The organism is Thauera humireducens (assembly GCF_001051995.2).
GTDB lineage: Bacteria > Pseudomonadota > Gammaproteobacteria > Burkholderiales > Rhodocyclaceae > Thauera > Thauera humireducens.
In genome coordinates this window covers 3,682,369-3,698,086 of the sequence record NZ_CP014646.1, presented here as the reverse complement: position 1 = coordinate 3,698,086, position 15,718 = coordinate 3,682,369, and the positions used below count along the sequence as shown (strand labels likewise).

General features: G+C 68.9%; 13 protein-coding genes. 1 reads left to right on the top strand and 12 read right to left on the bottom strand.

Annotated features, from left to right (window positions below; translation table 11 throughout):
* Nucleotides 1-18: 18 nt before the first annotated feature.
* Entirely contained in the window at nucleotides 19-1,602 is a 1,584-nt protein-coding gene (gene peaA / locus AC731_RS17170) for a quinohemoprotein amine dehydrogenase subunit alpha (protein WP_048707965.1), read from the bottom strand.
* Nucleotides 1,603-2,123: 521 nt separating this feature from the next.
* Between peaA and AC731_RS17165 the strand changes: the two genes are divergently transcribed.
* On the top strand, nucleotides 2,124-3,107 hold the full coding sequence (locus AC731_RS17165; protein WP_048707962.1) for a helix-turn-helix domain-containing protein: 984 nt from the start codon (nucleotides 2,124-2,126) through the stop codon (nucleotides 3,105-3,107).
* Nucleotides 3,108-3,208: 101 nt separating this feature from the next.
* Here AC731_RS17165 and qhpG read toward each other — a convergent pair whose 3' ends face one another.
* From qhpG to AC731_RS17115, 11 genes are all read right to left on the bottom strand, one after another.
* Nucleotides 3,209-4,552 (bottom strand): flavin-dependent monooxygenase QhpG, encoded by a 1,344-nt coding sequence (gene qhpG / locus AC731_RS17160; protein ID WP_048707959.1) that lies wholly within the window; start codon nucleotides 4,550-4,552, stop codon nucleotides 3,209-3,211.
* Nucleotides 4,542-5,225 carry a subtilisin-like serine protease QhpE gene (gene qhpE, locus AC731_RS17155; protein WP_048707956.1) on the bottom strand — a complete coding sequence of 228 codons (684 nt, stop codon included), beginning with the start codon at nucleotides 5,223-5,225 and terminating at the stop codon, nucleotides 4,542-4,544. Before qhpE ends, qhpG begins: the two co-directional genes overlap by 11 nt.
* A gap of 2 nt (nucleotides 5,226-5,227) precedes the next feature.
* Entirely contained in the window at nucleotides 5,228-6,958 is a 1,731-nt protein-coding gene (locus AC731_RS17150) for an ABC transporter ATP-binding protein (protein ID WP_048710305.1), read from the bottom strand.
* A 94-nt stretch (nucleotides 6,959-7,052) separates the two neighbouring features.
* Entirely contained in the window at nucleotides 7,053-7,973 is a 921-nt protein-coding gene (locus AC731_RS17145; protein ID WP_048707954.1) for an MBL fold metallo-hydrolase, read from the bottom strand.
* The gene (locus AC731_RS17140; protein WP_048707952.1) at nucleotides 7,970-8,167 is read right to left on the bottom strand and encodes a DUF1289 domain-containing protein; all 198 of its coding nucleotides are present in this window, start codon (nucleotides 8,165-8,167) and stop codon (nucleotides 7,970-7,972) included. Before AC731_RS17140 ends, AC731_RS17145 begins: the two co-directional genes overlap by 4 nt.
* Nucleotides 8,164-8,361 carry a DUF1289 domain-containing protein gene (locus tag AC731_RS19690; RefSeq protein WP_082794363.1) on the bottom strand — a complete coding sequence of 66 codons (198 nt, stop codon included), beginning with the start codon at nucleotides 8,359-8,361 and terminating at the stop codon, nucleotides 8,164-8,166. The genes AC731_RS17140 and AC731_RS19690 overlap by 4 nt, the downstream gene beginning before the upstream one ends.
* A 97-nt stretch (nucleotides 8,362-8,458) precedes the next feature.
* Entirely contained in the window at nucleotides 8,459-9,394 is a 936-nt protein-coding gene (locus AC731_RS17135; RefSeq protein WP_048707949.1) for a hydroxymethylglutaryl-CoA lyase, read from the bottom strand.
* 16 nt (nucleotides 9,395-9,410) lie between these two features.
* On the bottom strand, nucleotides 9,411-11,102 hold the full coding sequence (locus AC731_RS17130; RefSeq protein WP_048707947.1) for an AMP-binding protein: 1,692 nt from the start codon (nucleotides 11,100-11,102) through the stop codon (nucleotides 9,411-9,413).
* A 105-nt stretch (nucleotides 11,103-11,207) separates the two neighbouring features.
* Nucleotides 11,208-13,208: an acetyl/propionyl/methylcrotonyl-CoA carboxylase subunit alpha gene (locus AC731_RS17125; RefSeq protein ID WP_048707944.1), complete on the bottom strand. Its 2,001-nt coding sequence runs from the start codon at nucleotides 13,206-13,208 to the stop codon at nucleotides 11,208-11,210.
* A 68-nt stretch (nucleotides 13,209-13,276) separates the two neighbouring features.
* Nucleotides 13,277-14,068: an enoyl-CoA hydratase/isomerase family protein gene (locus AC731_RS17120; RefSeq protein ID WP_048707942.1), complete on the bottom strand. Its 792-nt coding sequence runs from the start codon at nucleotides 14,066-14,068 to the stop codon at nucleotides 13,277-13,279.
* Between the two features lie 18 nt (nucleotides 14,069-14,086).
* Nucleotides 14,087-15,694 carry a carboxyl transferase domain-containing protein gene (locus AC731_RS17115; RefSeq protein WP_048707939.1) on the bottom strand — a complete coding sequence of 536 codons (1,608 nt, stop codon included), beginning with the start codon at nucleotides 15,692-15,694 and terminating at the stop codon, nucleotides 14,087-14,089.
* Nucleotides 15,695-15,718 lie beyond the last annotated feature (24 nt).

Below are 15,718 nucleotides of genomic sequence, written 5' to 3'. Positions count from 1 at the left end.
AACGAAGCGCACCACCGATCAGGGCAGCGGCGGGTTGTTCCAGCGCGGCGGCGCCACGATGACCTGGCCTTCGCCCCGCAGCCTTTCGCCCCCCTGCTCCACCTCGGCCACCACCTTGAGGTTGCCCACGTTGCTCGCCGACATGCGGCGTGCCGGGTTGGGACCAGCGTCTCCGGGCACGAATACGCCGCTCGCGGCATCCATCAGGCCGGCGAACTTGACGTCCTGATCATGTGCCGCCACCTCGTTGAAGGGCTCCACCGACCACTTCGCCGGCATCACGCCGATGCGGAAATCGTCCTCGGTGCCGGCCTTGCCGTCGGCGCCAGCCGCCCACGCCTCGGCATCGAAGCGCGCCTCGACCTTGGCCGTCGGCGTCCCGTTGCCGCCAATGCGGGCGACCGCGAACGCGGGCAGCACCTTCACCGCGGCCACGCTGTCGTACAGCGCCAGCGCGCCACCCGAAACCTTGCCGACCGCCACCGGGTGCACGCCGCGCGCCGCGCCATCGGCCTGCACGCGAACCACCACCTCGGTCGCGGAGCGCTTGACCGTGTCGATCAGCTTCACGCCCGCGGGCAGCGTCACGTCGCCCGCCAGGCCGGAACCGACGATGCGCAGCTCGGCGCTCTCGCCCGCCTTCAGGTACGAAGGATGCACCGCCAGCACGCGGCTGTTGCCGGCCCCTTGCAGGCTGGCGACCACGTCGGCGCCGACCTCATCCTGATCACGCATGAACATGCGGCCGCGCATCACACCGTCTTCCACTGCGAATACCTGGCGCATTGGCGTGCCATCCACCACCAGGTCACCGCGCCACTCGTAGCCGGTGTAGATCAGCGCCTGTCCCTTGCCCTGCATCGGCCTGCCGTCGTCCCAGCGACCGTCAAAGGCAAGCGTGTAGCGGTCCTTGCCCTTGCCCGCCGCGACCTTCATCACGCCCGAGAAGCCGCCACGGCCGCTCATGTGGCCGCTCATGCTCCACTCGCCCTTCACCGCCTGCGGCGCGTGCGCCTGCCACTGCTTCCAGGCTTCCGACTCCAGCGGCAGCTTGCTCGCCAGCTCCGGCACCATCTCCTTCAACGCGATGCCCAGCCAGTCGCGGTCGCGCCCCAGGGCCTGATACTCCGCGGTGGGGTACTGGCCGAGGTGAAAATGCACCAGATGCTCCCACTCGGATGCGGGGCGGCGCTGCAGGAGCACGCGCGCGCCGGTATGGCAGCGCGCGCACATCTGGGTGAACTGCTCGGACTCGAAGGCCTCCATGGTGTTGAGGCGGCGTTCCATCGCATAACGCGCACCGGCGGTCTCCGACGGCGCCAGGCCCCGGGTGTCGGCCAGATACTTGACCACCGTACGGCGCTCCTCGTCGGTGATCTTCAGGCCATGGACGATCTGCATGCGCGCCACCGACATCAGCCAGCCTTCAGGCGTCTTGCGCTGTTGGCTGATACGGCTGATGCCGTCGTCGCTTTCGGTGTGACAGGGCAAGCACTTTGCGCGGATCAGCGCTTCAGCCGAGGCGTGCGCCTGGGGGGGCGCCAGCGAGATGCCAATCACAGCCATGCTGCTCAGGGCAGTGGCAAGGGTTCTGATTTTCAAGACCGGATCTCCTCTTCATATCCTTTGATGAAGCATCCCCCCGGCGGGCCGGCCAAGCCGACCCGTTTGAGGAGAACACCGCAGCGCTGCGCAGTCCGAGGGCGACAACGGACACCGTTCGCAACGGGCGATCCGATCCTGTCTCCTCCTCACGCCACCGCAAGGTCACGCGAGTCCGCTACCAGCCCTTCTGCGAGGGCCTGCACAGCTGCTGGCTTTGCCTCCACACGCCGGGTCTGTTCCCGGCTGATGCAGGAGGCGGACAAATCGTAGGAGCACAGGTGACGCAAGCGTTATCCGAAAACGGCAAGCGGCGGCGATGCACGAAGCGGCACCCAAGGTTGCAGAACCGCCCGGCACCGTGCCATCCTTTAAAGCGACTGCTTCAGCGGACGGCGCAACAGATGCACCGCGAACGCAGGCAGGAACACACATAACGACAAGCACGATCGCTCGACGGTCGAGAGAGGAAGAGACATGTTCGCCAACGCCAACCGGCACGCGCCGAGGAGGTGCGGGCAATGAGCACGGATGCTCAGGATTCGCGACGCGCTCCGTATGCTTACACCTTGCGTGACACGCTCGATGCCGACGAGCACGCCGCCTGCCTGACCAACTGGCAGCAGCGTTACGACCAGCTCAGCGCAGGGGTATTCGCCGGCGTGTTCGAGGAGTTCTGCTTCGGCAAGGTGCAACTGTTCCGCGAGGGGCTGAACCAGTCGGTGCATCAGGCGGGCGAGGCGTGGCGTGGCTCGCGCACCTTCGCCGTCCCGGTCATGATCGAGGGGACGGGCTGGTTCGGCGGCGAGGTTTATGACGCGCACTCCATGCTGACGCTGGGTAGCGACGACGAGCTCGACTTCCGTACCCCGCGCCGCCTGGAGATCGTCGCCTGCACCGCCGACGCCGTGGCGCTCGACGCGTACGCGCAGCAGGTGGACCACCGCAACATCGAGACCGAACTCGCCGGGCGCAAGATGGCGCCCGCCACGCCGGAACGGCTTGCAGCGCTCGGCCAGCTGCTGGCGACCATGATGTCCAGCCTGCGGGCCACGCCCGAGCTGCTTGTGCACCCGCAGATGCGCAAGGCGATGGAGCAGGCGCTGTTCGCCACGCTGCTCGATACGCTGTCCTCAGGGAGCGTGCAGGCTACCGCACCCTCGTGCAGTGCCCGCCAGCTGGTGGTGGCACGAGCCCGCGCCTACATGGAAGCCCATATCGACGAACCGATCACGGTCGCGGACCTGTGCATCGAGCTCGGCGTCTCGCGCCGCACCCTGCAGTACAGCTTTCAGGACGTGCTCGATCTCAACCCGGTCAAGTTCCTGCGTGCGATCCGCCTGAATGCGGTGCGCCGCGCGCTGAAGGCGCCCCCCCCCAACGGCCGCAGCACCGTCGCCGACGTCGCCGCGCGCTGGGGCTTCTGGCACCTGTCGCACTTTTCCGCCGAGTACAAGACGATGTTCGGCGAGCTACCGTCGGACACGCTCAGGCGTGCGGGCTGAACGGGCCCACCACTCGCTTAAATAAATTTTTTTGCTGGAACCATTAGCCGAAATCGGCAACACGCCCGCTGCTTCGAAGACAAGAATCGCGCAGGCAGCGCTCAAATCAGCCAGTTCTGAGCCCGCATCCAGGCCAGCAAGCCCGCTGCACGCGCAGGCTCGAGTCCGAAACGCGCGCAGAGCACCGCCTCGCCCCGGACCTTGTCGCGCGCAGAGCCTTCCTCCGCGCGCAAGGCGGCAAGTATGGGCGCCACCGCCAGACCGTCGACCTGCCACACACCAAGCGGCTGATCGGGCGTCACCACCACATCTGCCTCGACGATCCGCCCCTCGCACACCACGGGCCCGCGCGCGACGCGAACGGTCTCGGGCGTCACCGTGGCGTGAAGAGGCTGGGCGTCCGGCCAGCCGCGGCGCGCGGCCCAGAACGGCGCCTGCGGCCAGCGCAGTTCCTGCGCGTAGAAGTCGCGCCCGATGCGGGCAAAGCGATGGAACAGGTGCTCGATCCGCCGACTGTGGAACTGCCGCGCGAGCGCGGCGCGGTGCGGGTCGTGGCGCAGGGTGGCGACCACCGCTGGCGCCTGCAGCGCGGACGACAAAGCCTGAAAGATGCCGTTGCCCGACAGCGGATCGACCGCCATTGCCGCATCGCCGACGCGAATCCAGTCATCGCCCGCCACCACTTCATTGAGCACCGCGGTGCTGGTGCGGGCGTACGGCTCGCCGACCGGCTCCGCGTCGCGCAGGAAGGGCGTCGCCGCCTCGACCGCGCGAAACCGCGCGCTGCAATAATCGCCCAGCGCACGCTTGGGCGGCAGGGAGGCGCTGGCAACATCGATGGTCAGCTGCAGGTAACGCCGGCCGTCGGCCAGCGCAGCCATCCACATCCAGCCGTCCTCGACGCCCGTCACGGCCGAACCCGCCTCGCCCGCCGGCCCCCGCCAGTACTGCAGCAGGGACACCGTTTCCACACCCCGCAGCCGCGGCGCACCGCCCCCGGGCGCCGCGCGCCCGCGTGCCTCGACCAGGAAGTCCGCCGCCAGCGTACGCCGGCCAGCGTCGGTGTCGATCTCGAGTTCGTGCAGACCGGGGGCGGAATGCAGCGCCGTCACCCGGCCACGCACGAGTTTCACGCCGAGGCGTTCGAGATCGTCGAGCAGGCCGCGATCGAAGCGCTCGCGGTCCACCAGACTTTCCTGGTTGGCCTCGGTATAGCGGCCGTTCCAGACCGCCCGTCGCGGCGAGGGTGGCGCCAAGGCCTGAAGCGCCTGCCGCAGGCCCAAGCCGCGCAGCGCATCGATGACACGCACCGACGTGCCCTCGACCGCGGCAAAGCGGCGCGGCTCACCCACCAGCACCACGGGTTCGCCCATCCGCGCCAGTCCGATCGCGGCAGCCGCGCCGGCAGGCCCGGCGCCGATGATGACGATGCCTTCAGTCGCCATGCTGTCTTCTCCTCGGGTCGTCCACGCCGCGGTGGCACGCCTTTTCCTCCAGCCAGTCGCGCAGCGTTTCCACGCCACCGCCACTGGCCAGGTACTGCGCCGCAAGACCGCTGAGCCAGGCGCAGGCCATGCTCGCGCCTGCGCCGGTGAGGCTGCCACCGAGCGGCCGCACATGAGCACCGAAATCGATCTCGGCAGAGCCGATCGCTGCGAGCTCGCCGGGTGCGCAACGCGCATCGCCGCTCACCCGCAGAACGCCCGCGAAAGCCGCCGGATACACCGCCTGGCCGCGCGCGGGCGCCGCCGCGCACAGTACGACGCCGGCCGCCACGGCACGCGCGCAGGCCTCGGCCAGCGCCGGCCGGGGTTCGCGCAGGCCCAGGCTGAGGTTGACGAGCTGGGCACCGTTCGCCACCGCCCAGTCGATCGCCGCCGCCACCTGCGCCGCGGTCGTCGTCAGGCGTTCGCGGAACACCTGGGCAACCAGCAGCTCGGCCTGCGGCGCACCGTGCAGCAGGATGTCCGCCACGCGGCTGCCATGGCCGAGCACATCCTCGATGACCGGCACCTCGTCCAGGCCGCCATCACCGATGACGAAGGCAGCAGCCGCCCGCACCCGCGGCGCATGCACCGCCGAGCAGCCGCTGTCGACCACCGCGACCCGCAGCGCCATCGCTACATCATCTCCGCGGGCAGCGGCAGCACCTCGAGCCGTCCGCTCGCGAGCCGCACGCGCACATCACAGCCCGCGAGCGTCGCCGCGCGATGGCTGATCAGAATGCGGGTCCGCCCGGCGAAGAGCGCATCGACCTCGGCAATGATCGCCGCCTCGGTCGCCTCGTCGACCGCCGAGGTCGCCTCGTCCATCACCAGCACGCAGGGGTCCTGCAACAACGCACGCGCAATCGCGATGCGCTGGCGCTGGCCGCCGGAGAGCTGCTGCCCGCGCTCGCCCAGCGGCGTATCCAGGCCCTGCGGCAGGCTGGCAACGAGCGCATCCAGATGTGCCCGCCGCGCCGCCGCACGCACCGCCTCGTCGTCCGCCTGCGGCGCGGCGTAGCGGATGTTCTCGGCGAGCGTGCCGCGGAACAGCACGATGTCCTGGCTCACGACGGCCACCGCGCGGCGCAGTTCGCCGAGCGGGATCTCGCGCAGGTCGGTGCCGTCGAGACGGATGCTGCCGGCCTGAGGGTCGTAATGGCGGTGCAGGAGGTCGATCAGCGTGGACTTGCCGACGCCCGACGCACCGGTGAGCGCCAGCTTGCTGCCGGCCGGGATCGTCAGCCGGGCGCCGTCGAGTACCGCCTCGCCGCGCCCCTGGTGGAGGAAGACGACACCCTCGAGCTCGATCTGCCCTCGCCACGCCGGCACGGCCGACTGCGCCAAGGCCGGATCGGCGCGCTCCACGACATCCGCCGCGGCCTCGCGCAGCTCGCTGACCCGCATCAGGCTCACGCTCATGCGCTGGATCGCGACGTAGAGCCCCAGCAGGCTGTTGACCGGCCCGGTGGCCATGCCCAGGTAGGTCGAGAATGCGATGAGGGCACCGAGTTGCCAGCTGCCTTCGATGACCCACAAGCCGCCGATCATGAACGCGGCAGCACGCGTCAGCGAGGTCAGCGTGGACGGGATCGCATGGGTCATGAACTCGGTGCGCTGCAGGCGCAGCAGGTCGTCGAGGTAACGCGCGCCGAGCCCGTCGAGGCGGCTGCGCTCGTCGGCCTCGCGCCGCGAGGCCTGGATGAACTTCATCGCCGGCAGGGTCTCGACCAGGAAGCTCGACACGTCTGCCGCGCGTTCGCGAACGGTGCGCGTACGCGTCTCGACCTTGCGCCGCATCCAGCGCAGCCAAAGGGTTTCGAGCGGCACCAGCACCAGCACCAGCAGCGACAGCTTCCACGACAGGCTCAACATCAGCGCCACCGCCCCAATCAGCCCGATGACGCTGCTCACCGCTGCGAACAGGCTGTCGACCGCAAAACGCTGGATCTCGGCGACGTCGCCGTCAAGGCGCGACAGCAGATCGCCCATGCGCTGGCGGCCGTAGAAGGCGGGCGACAGCGTCTGCAGGTGACGGTAGAGGTCGCTGCGCAGCGCAAAAAGGATCGTGCCGGAAAGCCGCGTGTGCAGTTGGCGGTTGACCCCGCCGAGCACGGTGCTCGCGATGCCGGCAACGATCATGGCGCCGGCGACCAGCAGCAGCGTGCGGTAGTCGCGCGCCAGCAGACCGTCGTCGATCAGCAGCTTCGTCAGCCAGGGCTGCAGCAGCACCAGCAGGGTGGCGGCGAACGACAGCAGCAGCAGGCCGGCGATGCGGCGTCGCTGCGGGCGCACGAAGCTGTAAAGCCAGCGCAGGCCGCACTGCAACGCTTCGGGGCGTTCGGCGTGAATCAGGCGTGCAAGCATGACCGGGCCCGCAACGACCGCCTGTGTGCCGGACGCACCGAGCACCGCCGCCCGCGCACCCCGAAAAACCGACTCTGCGGGCGCATCACCCGACTCAGCTCGCGACCAGCAGGCCATGCTCGCGCCGCGCCACCCCGGCGCGTTCGAGCTCCTTCACCAGCCAGCCCGCCAGCGCGTCGGCGTCGAGGCCGAGGAAGCGGCGGTTCGCCTCGCGGTACAGCGGCGTCTCGTCGAGATGGCGCGGCAGGTCGTCCAGCGCGATGCTGCGCACATCCAGCAGCTTGAAGGTGATGCAGGCGCGGATGGCATTGCGCGCCATCCGGGCGCCGTCGGCCTCGAAGGCCTGCAGGCGGGCGAAGGCACGCTCGAGGGCGTCGTCGAACTCGGTGAAGGGCGCGCCGTGGCCCGGTATGACCCTATCCACCGCGAGCCGGCCGATGCCTTCCAGCGTACGCCGTGCCTCGCCCAGACCATCGCCGGTGCCGAGCACATCGGCGAAGAGGATGCCGAAGCCGTCGCGCCACAGCGCATCGCCGGACATCAGGATGCGGTGCTCGGCGTTGTAATAGGCGAGCGCGTCCATGTCGTGGCCGGGCGCGGCGATGGCCTGCCATTCGAGTTCGCCGGCGACGAAGCGGTCGCCGGGGGCAAGCGTGCCGTCGGCCTCGAAGCGTTCGCCATGCTGCGCGGCGGTGGACAGCAGCAGCGCCGCCTCGTCCCAATGCCGCACGGCCTGTGCCATGCCGGCCGGCACCGTGATCGTGCAGCCGAAGGCGCGCTGCACGCTGGCGTTGCCGCCGATGTGGTCGGAATGCGAGTGGGTGTTGATCAGCCGGCCGAGCCTGCGACCGTCGAGCGCGGCACCGACCAGCGCCACCGTCTGCCCCGCATGCGTGACATAGCCGCTGTCGACCAGCGTCGCCTCGCCGCCGTCGAACAGCAGCACGTTGTTGGCCGACAGCCAGCCACGTTCGAAGACCTGCACGGTATCGGGCAGGCGGGGACGCGCTGTCAATCGCTGCCCTCCCCGACCTGCGCGGCGACATTGGGCGGCAGCACGGCGGACTGCCCGGCGGTGGGCAGCAAGGCGTCGGACGGCGGCGCCACCGGCACACCGTTGATCTCGTCAGCCGTGCGTCCGCAGCCCAGGCACACGCCCGAATCCCAGTCGATCATGCACACGCCGACACACAGCGCATCACCGCTCATGCCCGCGTCTCCGCGCCGCTGGCTTCGGCCAGCCATTCGCGACGCTCGGCGACCGCGGCCAGGATGGTGCGACGGTCGTCGTCGTTGGTCTGGCTCCAGCGCGTGATCTCCTCGATCGTGCGTTGGCAGCCCTCGCACCAGCCCGTGTCCGGGCTCATGCGGCAGATGTTGGTACAGGGGGAAGGAATACTCATTGCGACAGTCTCTGCAGGGGCGTGGACGGCACATCCGTGCGCACCGTCTCGATTGCGAAGCCCCGATTATGAACGAGTCCGCCGCGAGGCGGCCCATTCAGGCGCTGGCGGCCTTGGCGCGCTTGGCCAATACCGCGCGCGCCACGCGTGAGGCGGGTTCGCGGTCGAGCTGGGCGCTGATCCAGGCCGCGGTGTCGACCAGGGCATCGAGATCGATGCCCGTCTCGATGCCGAGCCCGTTGAGCAACCAGACCACGTCCTCGGTGGCAACGTTCCCCGATGCCCCGGCGGCGTAGGGACAGCCGCCCAGACCACCGACCGAGGCATCGAACACCGCCACGCCCATCTGCAGCGAAGCAAAGACGTTGGCCACCGCCATGCCGTAGGTGTCGTGGTAGTGACCGGCGAGCTTCTCCACCGGCACGCGCTTCGCCACCGCCTCCAGCATGCGGACGATGCCTGCCGGGGTGCCGACGCCGATGGTGTCGCCCAGCGAGACCTCGTAGCAGCCCATCTCCATCAGCGTCGCCGCCACGTCCGCCACCGCCTGTGGCGCCACCGCCCCCTCGTAGGGGCAGCCGACCACGCAGGAGACATAGCCGCGCACCTTCACGCCCGCCGCGTGCGCCGCCTCGGTGACGGGGCGGAAGCGCTCGAGCGACTCGGCGATCGAGCAGTTGATGTTCTTCTGGCTGAAGGACTCGGAGGCGGCGCCAAACACCGCGACCTCCCGTGCCCCGGCCGCCAGCGCGGCCTCGAAGCCCTTCAGGTTGGGCGTCAGCACCGGATAGGCGACGCCGGGTGCGGCAGCCGCAAGCACGCGGGTCAGCACCTCGCTGTTGTCGCCCATCTGCGGCACCCACTTGGGCGACACGAAGGACGTGGTCTCGATCGCCTTCAGCCCGGCGCGCTCGAGGCGGCGCACGAGCTCGACCTTGGTGTCGGTGGAAACGAGCTGCTTCTCGTTCTGCAGGCCATCGCGCGGCCCCATCTCGACGATGCGGACGGCGGCGGGCAACTTGGATGTGGTCATGGATGCGTCCTCGATGTCAGGCGGTCTGCGCCTCGTCCAGCCCCAGCTCTTCCTTCATTTTCTGGCGGATCTGGAACTTCTGGATCTTGCCGGTCACGGTCATCGGGAAGCTGTCGACGAAGCGGATGTAGCGCGGAATCTTGTAGTGCGCGATTTGCCCCTGGCAATAGGCACGCACCTCGTCTTCAGAAAGGCCCTCGCCCTCGCGCACGATGATCCAGGCGCACAGCTCCTCGCCGAACTTCTGGTCGGGGATACCGACCACCTGGACGTCGAGCACCTTGGGATGGGCGTAGAGGAACTCCTCGATCTCGCGCGGATAGATGTTCTCGCCGCCGCGGATCACCATGTCCTTGATGCGGCCGACGATGTTGCAGTAGCCCTCGTCGTCGATCACCGCGAGGTCGCCCGTATGCATCCAGCCGCCGGCGTCGATCGCCTCCCGGGTCTTGGTCTCGTCGTTCCAGTAGCCGAGCATCACCGAGTAGCCGCGGGTGCACAGCTCGCCCGCCTGACCGCGGGGCACGATGCGGCCCTCGTTGTCGACGATCTTCACTTCCAGATGCGGCTGGACGCGGCCGACCGTCGACACACGGCGGTCGATGGGGTCGTCGGTGCCGCTCTGGAAGCTCACCGGCGAGGTCTCGGTCATGCCGTAGGCGATCGTCACCTCGGCCATGTTCATCTTGCCGATCACCCGCTTCATGACCTCGATCGGGCACGGGCTGCCGGCCATGATGCCGGTGCGCAGGCTGGAAAGATCGAAGTCGGCGAAACGCGGATGGTCGAGCGCAGCGATGAACATGGTCGGCACGCCGTAGAGGCCGGTGCATTTTTCCTGCGCCACCGTCTCCAGCACCGCCAGCGGCTCGAAGGCCTCGGCCGGGTAGACCATGGTGGCGCCGTGGGTCAGGCAGCCGAGGTTGCCCATCACCATGCCGAAGCAGTGATAGAGCGGTACCGGGATGCACAGGCGGTCGCCCGGCACCAGCTTGATCGCCTCGCCGACGAAGTAGCCGTTGTTGAGGATGTTGTGGTGCGAGAGCGTCGCGCCCTTGGGGTGACCGGTGGTGCCGGAGGTGAACTGGATGTTGATCGGATCGTCGAACTGCAGCCTGTCGGACCGCGCCTCGAGCGCAGCCAGTTCGTCGCGCGTCGGCGCCTGCAGCAGTTCTTCGAAGCTGAGCATGCCGGGCGAGGCGCCCGCCCCCATGCGGATCACCATCTCGAGCGATGGCAGGCGGTGGCTGCGCAACAGGCCGGGTTCGCAGTGGCCGAGCTCGGGCGCGAGGTCGGCGATCATCTCGAGGTAGTTGCTGGTCTTGAACGCCGGCGACAGCACCAGCGCGCGACAGCCGACCTTGTTGAGCGCGTATTCGAGCTCGGAGCGGCGATAGGCGGGGTTGATGTTCACCAGCACCAGGCCGGCCTTGGCGGTGGCGAACTGGGTCAGCGCCCACTCCATGGTGTTCTGCGACCAGATGCCGATGCGCTCGCCCGGTTCCAGGCCGAGACGCATCAACCCGCAGGCGAGCGCGTCGACCTTGCTCTTCAGCTGCGCATAGGTCAGGCGCACGTTCTGGTGGCGCACGACCAGCGCCTCGCGCTCGGCGTGACGGGCGCAGGCCTCGTCGAAGAAGCGGCCGATGGTCTGGCCGATCAGTTGTTTCTCGGATGCGCCGTGGACATAGCTCTGCGTACTGCTCATCGGTGTGTCTCTCTTCTCCATGCAGGGCGCGCCGGCTCTTGCGGCCGGATCGCGCCCTCGGGCTCAAGCCCCTTTCAGCGTGTTCATTCGTGACTTTCGGACTGCTCAGGCGGCGACTTCGAACTCCACCAGCTCGGCCCCGTCGCCCACCTGGTCGCCGACCCCGAAGCGGAAGGCCTTGACCGTACCAGCCGACGGCGCGGTGATGGTGTGCTCCATCTTCATCGCCTCCAGGATCAGCAGCGGCGCGCCCTTCTCCACCTTGGCGCCCTCGGCGGCGACCAGGGCGATGACCTTGCCCGGCATCGGCGCCAGCAGCCCGCCCTCAGCGCCGCCGCCCTCGCCGCCGTGGTGCAGCGGATCGACCGCGGCGAGTTGCCAGGCCCGGCCCTTGGCGAAGACATGGCGGCGACCCGCTGCGGCGATCACGGTGGCGTCCATGCGCGTGCCGTCGAGCTCCACGCGCAGCAGGCCACGCGGGTTGAGCTCGCCGCGCGCCTCGACGCTGCGGCCTTCGACCGTCAGCCGGTACGCGCCGGGCAGGTAGGCGACCTCGACCGTGCGGTCGGTCTCGCCGTGGCGGAACAACAGCGTGCGGCGCGCGGTGGCGTTCATGCGCCAGCCGTCGCGCGCATGCCAGGGCGAGCGTGCATCGGCCGTGCGCTGGGCGCGCTTGTCGGCGAGCGCCGCCTCACGCAACAGCTCGGCAAGCGCGGCAATCTGCAGCACCTCGTCGGGCACGCCTTCCTCGGCCGGGAAGAGGTAGGTCTTCTCGCGCTCGATCAGGCCGGTGTCGAGGTCGGCGCCGGAGAACGCCGGGCAGGCGGTCAGGCGCGACAGGAACTCGATGTTGTTGGCGACACCCACCACGCGGTAGTCCGCCAGCGCCTGCAGCATGCGGGCAAGCGCGCGGTCGCGGTTGATGTCCCACACGATCAGCTTGGCGATCATCGGGTCGTAGTGCGGGCTGATCTCGTCGCCCTCCTCCACACCGGTATCGACGCGCACGTGCAGGCTCTCGGCCGGCGGCGCCAGGTGCACCAGCCTGCCGGTGGAGGGCAGGAAGCCCTTGGCCGGGTCCTCGGCGTAGATGCGCGCTTCCAGCGCATGACCGCGGATCTGCAACTGCTCCTGCGCCAGCGGCAGCTTCTCGCCCGAGGCCACGCGCAGCTGCCACTCCACCAGGTCCAGCCCGGTGATCATCTCGGTGACCGGATGCTCGACCTGCAGGCGGGTGTTCATCTCCATGAAGTAGAAGGAGCCGTCCTGATTGGCGATGAACTCGACCGTGCCGGCACCGACGTAACCCACCGCCCTGGCCGCATCGACCGCGGCCTTGCCCATCGCCGCGCGGCGCTCGGGCGTCATGCCCGGCGCGGGCGCCTCTTCCAGTACCTTCTGGTGGCGGCGCTGCACCGAGCAGTCGCGCTCGAACAGATACACCACGTTGCCGTGGGTGTCGCCGAAGACCTGGATCTCGATGTGGCGCGGCTTGGTGATGTACTTCTCGATCAGCACGTGGTCGTCGCCAAAGCTGGAGATGGCCTCGCGCTTGCACGAGGCGAGCAGGTCGATGAAGTCTTCGGAGCGTTCCACCAGGCGCATGCCCTTGCCACCGCCGCCGGCCGCGGCCTTGATCAGCACCGGGTAGCCGATGGCGTCGGCCTGTTGATGCAGATACGCAGGATTCTGGTCGTCGCCGTGGTAGCCGGGCGTGAGCGGCACGCCGGCCGCTTCCATCAGCTTCTTGGCCTCGGACTTCGAGCCCATGGCGCGGATCGCCGCCACCGGCGGGCCGATGAAGACGATGCCTTCGCGCTCGCAGGCGTGGCAGAAGTCCTCGTTCTCCGACAGGAAGCCGTAGCCGGGGTGAATGGCCTGGGCGCCGGTCTGCTTCGCGGCGGCGATGATCTTGTCGATGACGAGGTAGGACTCACGCGCCGCCGCCGGTCCGATCAGCACGGCTTCGTCGGCCAGGCGCACGTGGCGGGCATTGGCGTCGGCCTCGGAATACACCGCGACGGTCTTGATGCCCATGCGGCGGGCGGTCTTGATCACCCTGCAGGCGATCTCTCCACGATTGGCAATCAGGATCTTGTCGAACATGTTGTCTCCAGCGTGTCTTGTGTCGGTTCGGCGCGAGGCTGGGTGCAATCTCGGCCCAATTCCGGCGTTCAGCCCTGCGCGATCCAGGCTGCGGGGCGTTTGTCGAGGAAGGCGGCAAGCCCCTCCCTGGCCTCGGGCGTGGCGCGCAGGCCGGCGATACGGCGCGCGGTGTCTTCCACCAGCGCGTCACTCACCGGCTGGTTGGCCACCGCGCGGATCAGATCCTTGGCCGCGGCCTGCGACTTCGGCCCGCCCTGCAGCAGGGCCTCGACCACTTCCTTCACCTTGGCGTCCAGTTCCTCGGCGGCCACCGCTTCGTGCGCCAGACCGAGTTCGGCCGCGCGCGTGGCGTTGATGCGCTCGGCGGTCTGGAAGTAGCGGTAGGCCTGGCGCTCGCCGATGGCACGGATCACATAAGGGCTGATTGCCGACGGGATGATCCCGAACTTGACCTCGGAGGTCGCGAACACCGCACGGTCAGAGGCGATGCAGATGTCGCAGGCGCTCGCCAGCCCCATGCCGCCGCCCAGCGCCGCGCCATGCACGCGCGCGATGGTGGGCTTCCTCATCTCGGCGAGCGTGCGCATCATGCCGGCGAGCTTCATCGCGTCGGCGAAGTTCTCCGCCTCGCTCGCCTCGCCTGCCGCCTTCATCCAGTTGAGGTCGGCCCCCGCCGAGAAACTCTTGCCCCGCCCGGCCAGCACCACCGCCCGCACCGTGTCGTCGGCATCCAGCGCCCTGCACGCCGCGGTGAGGTCGGCGATCAGCTGCGCGTTGAAGGCGTTGTGTACGTCCGGACGGTTCATCCACACCGTCGCGACGCCACCGTCGCGGACGATTTCCAGGGTCTCGTAGCTCATCGGTGTCCTCCGCCCCACTTACATCCGGAACACGCCGAACTTGGTCGGCTGGATCGGCGCATTGAGGGCCGCCGAGAGCGAAAGGCCTAGGATGCGCCGCGACTGCGCCGGATCGACCACGCCGTCGTCCCACATGCGCGCGGTGGCGTAATAGGGGTGGCCCTGGAACTCGTACTGCTCGCGGATCGGCGCCTTGAAGGCCTCTTCCTCTTCCTTGCTCCAGCTGCCGCCCTTGGCCTCGATGCCGTCGCGGCGCACGGTGGACAGCACGCTCGCGGCCTGCTCGCCACCCATCACGCTGATGCGCGAATTCGGCCACATCCACAGGAAGCGCGGGCTGTAGGCGCGGCCACACATGCCGTAGTTGCCGGCGCCGAAGCTGCCGCCGATCAGCATCGTGATCTTGGGCACCTGTACGGTGGCCACGGCGGTCACCATCTTGGCGCCGTCCTTGGCGATGCCGCCGTTCTCGTACTTGCGGCCGACCATGAAGCCGGTGATGTTCTGCAGGAACAGCAGCGGGATGCCGCGCTGGCCGCACAGTTCGATGAAGTGCGCGCCCTTCTGCGCCGACTCGCCGAACAGGATGCCGTTGTTGGCGACGATGCCCACCGGGTAGCCGTGGAGCTGGGCGAAGCCGCACACCAGGGTCGTGCCGTAGCGTGCCTTGAACTCGTCGAAGCGCGAGCCATCGACCACGCGGGCGATGATCTCGCGCACGTCGAAGGGCTTGCGGGTGTCGGTGGGGATGATGCCGTAGATCTCTTCCGGGTCGTACAGCGGCTCCTCGCCCTGGCCCAGCGCGAGGTTGATCGGCTTGGTCCGGTTGAGGTTGGAGACGATGCGGCGCGCGATGTAGAGCGCGTGGGCGTCGTTCTCGGCCAGGTGGTCGGCCACACCCGAGAGCCGCGTATGCACGTCGCCGCCGCCAAGGTCCTCGGCGCTCACCACCTCGCCGGTCGCCGCCTTCACCAGCGGCGGGCCGCCGAGGAAGATGGTGCCCTGGTTCTTGACGATGACGGTCTCGTCCGACATCGCCGGCACGTAGGCGCCGCCCGCGGTGCACGAGCCCATCACCACCGCGATCTGCGGGATGCCCTGGGCCGACATGTTGGCCTGGTTGTAGAAGATGCGGCCGAAGTGGTCGCGGTCAGGGAAAACCTCGTCCTGCCTGGGCAGGAAGGCGCCACCGGAGTCGACCAGGTAGATGCAGGGCAGATTGTTCTGCTCGGCGATCTCCTGCGCGCGCAGGTGCTTCTTGACCGTCATCGGGTAGTAGGTGCCGCCCTTCACCGTGGCGTCGTTGGCCACGATCATGCACTCCACGCCCTGCACACGGCCGATGCCGGTGATGACGCCGGCGCTCGGCGCCTCGTCGTCGTACATGCCGTAGGCCGCCATCTGGCCGACCTCGAGGAAGGGGGTGCCGGGGTCGAGCAGGTGACCGACGCGGTCGCGCGGCAACAGCTTGCCGCGCGCGGTGTGCTTGGCGCGGGCCGACTCGCCGCCGCCGAGGCTGACCTGCGCCGCCCTGGCGCGCAGGTCCTCGACCTGGGCGCGCAGGCTGGCGGCGTTGGCCTGGAAGTCCTCGCTGCGCGTATTGATGGCAGATTTGATCGTGCTCATGTCTCCTCGTCCTCGTGTCTTGCC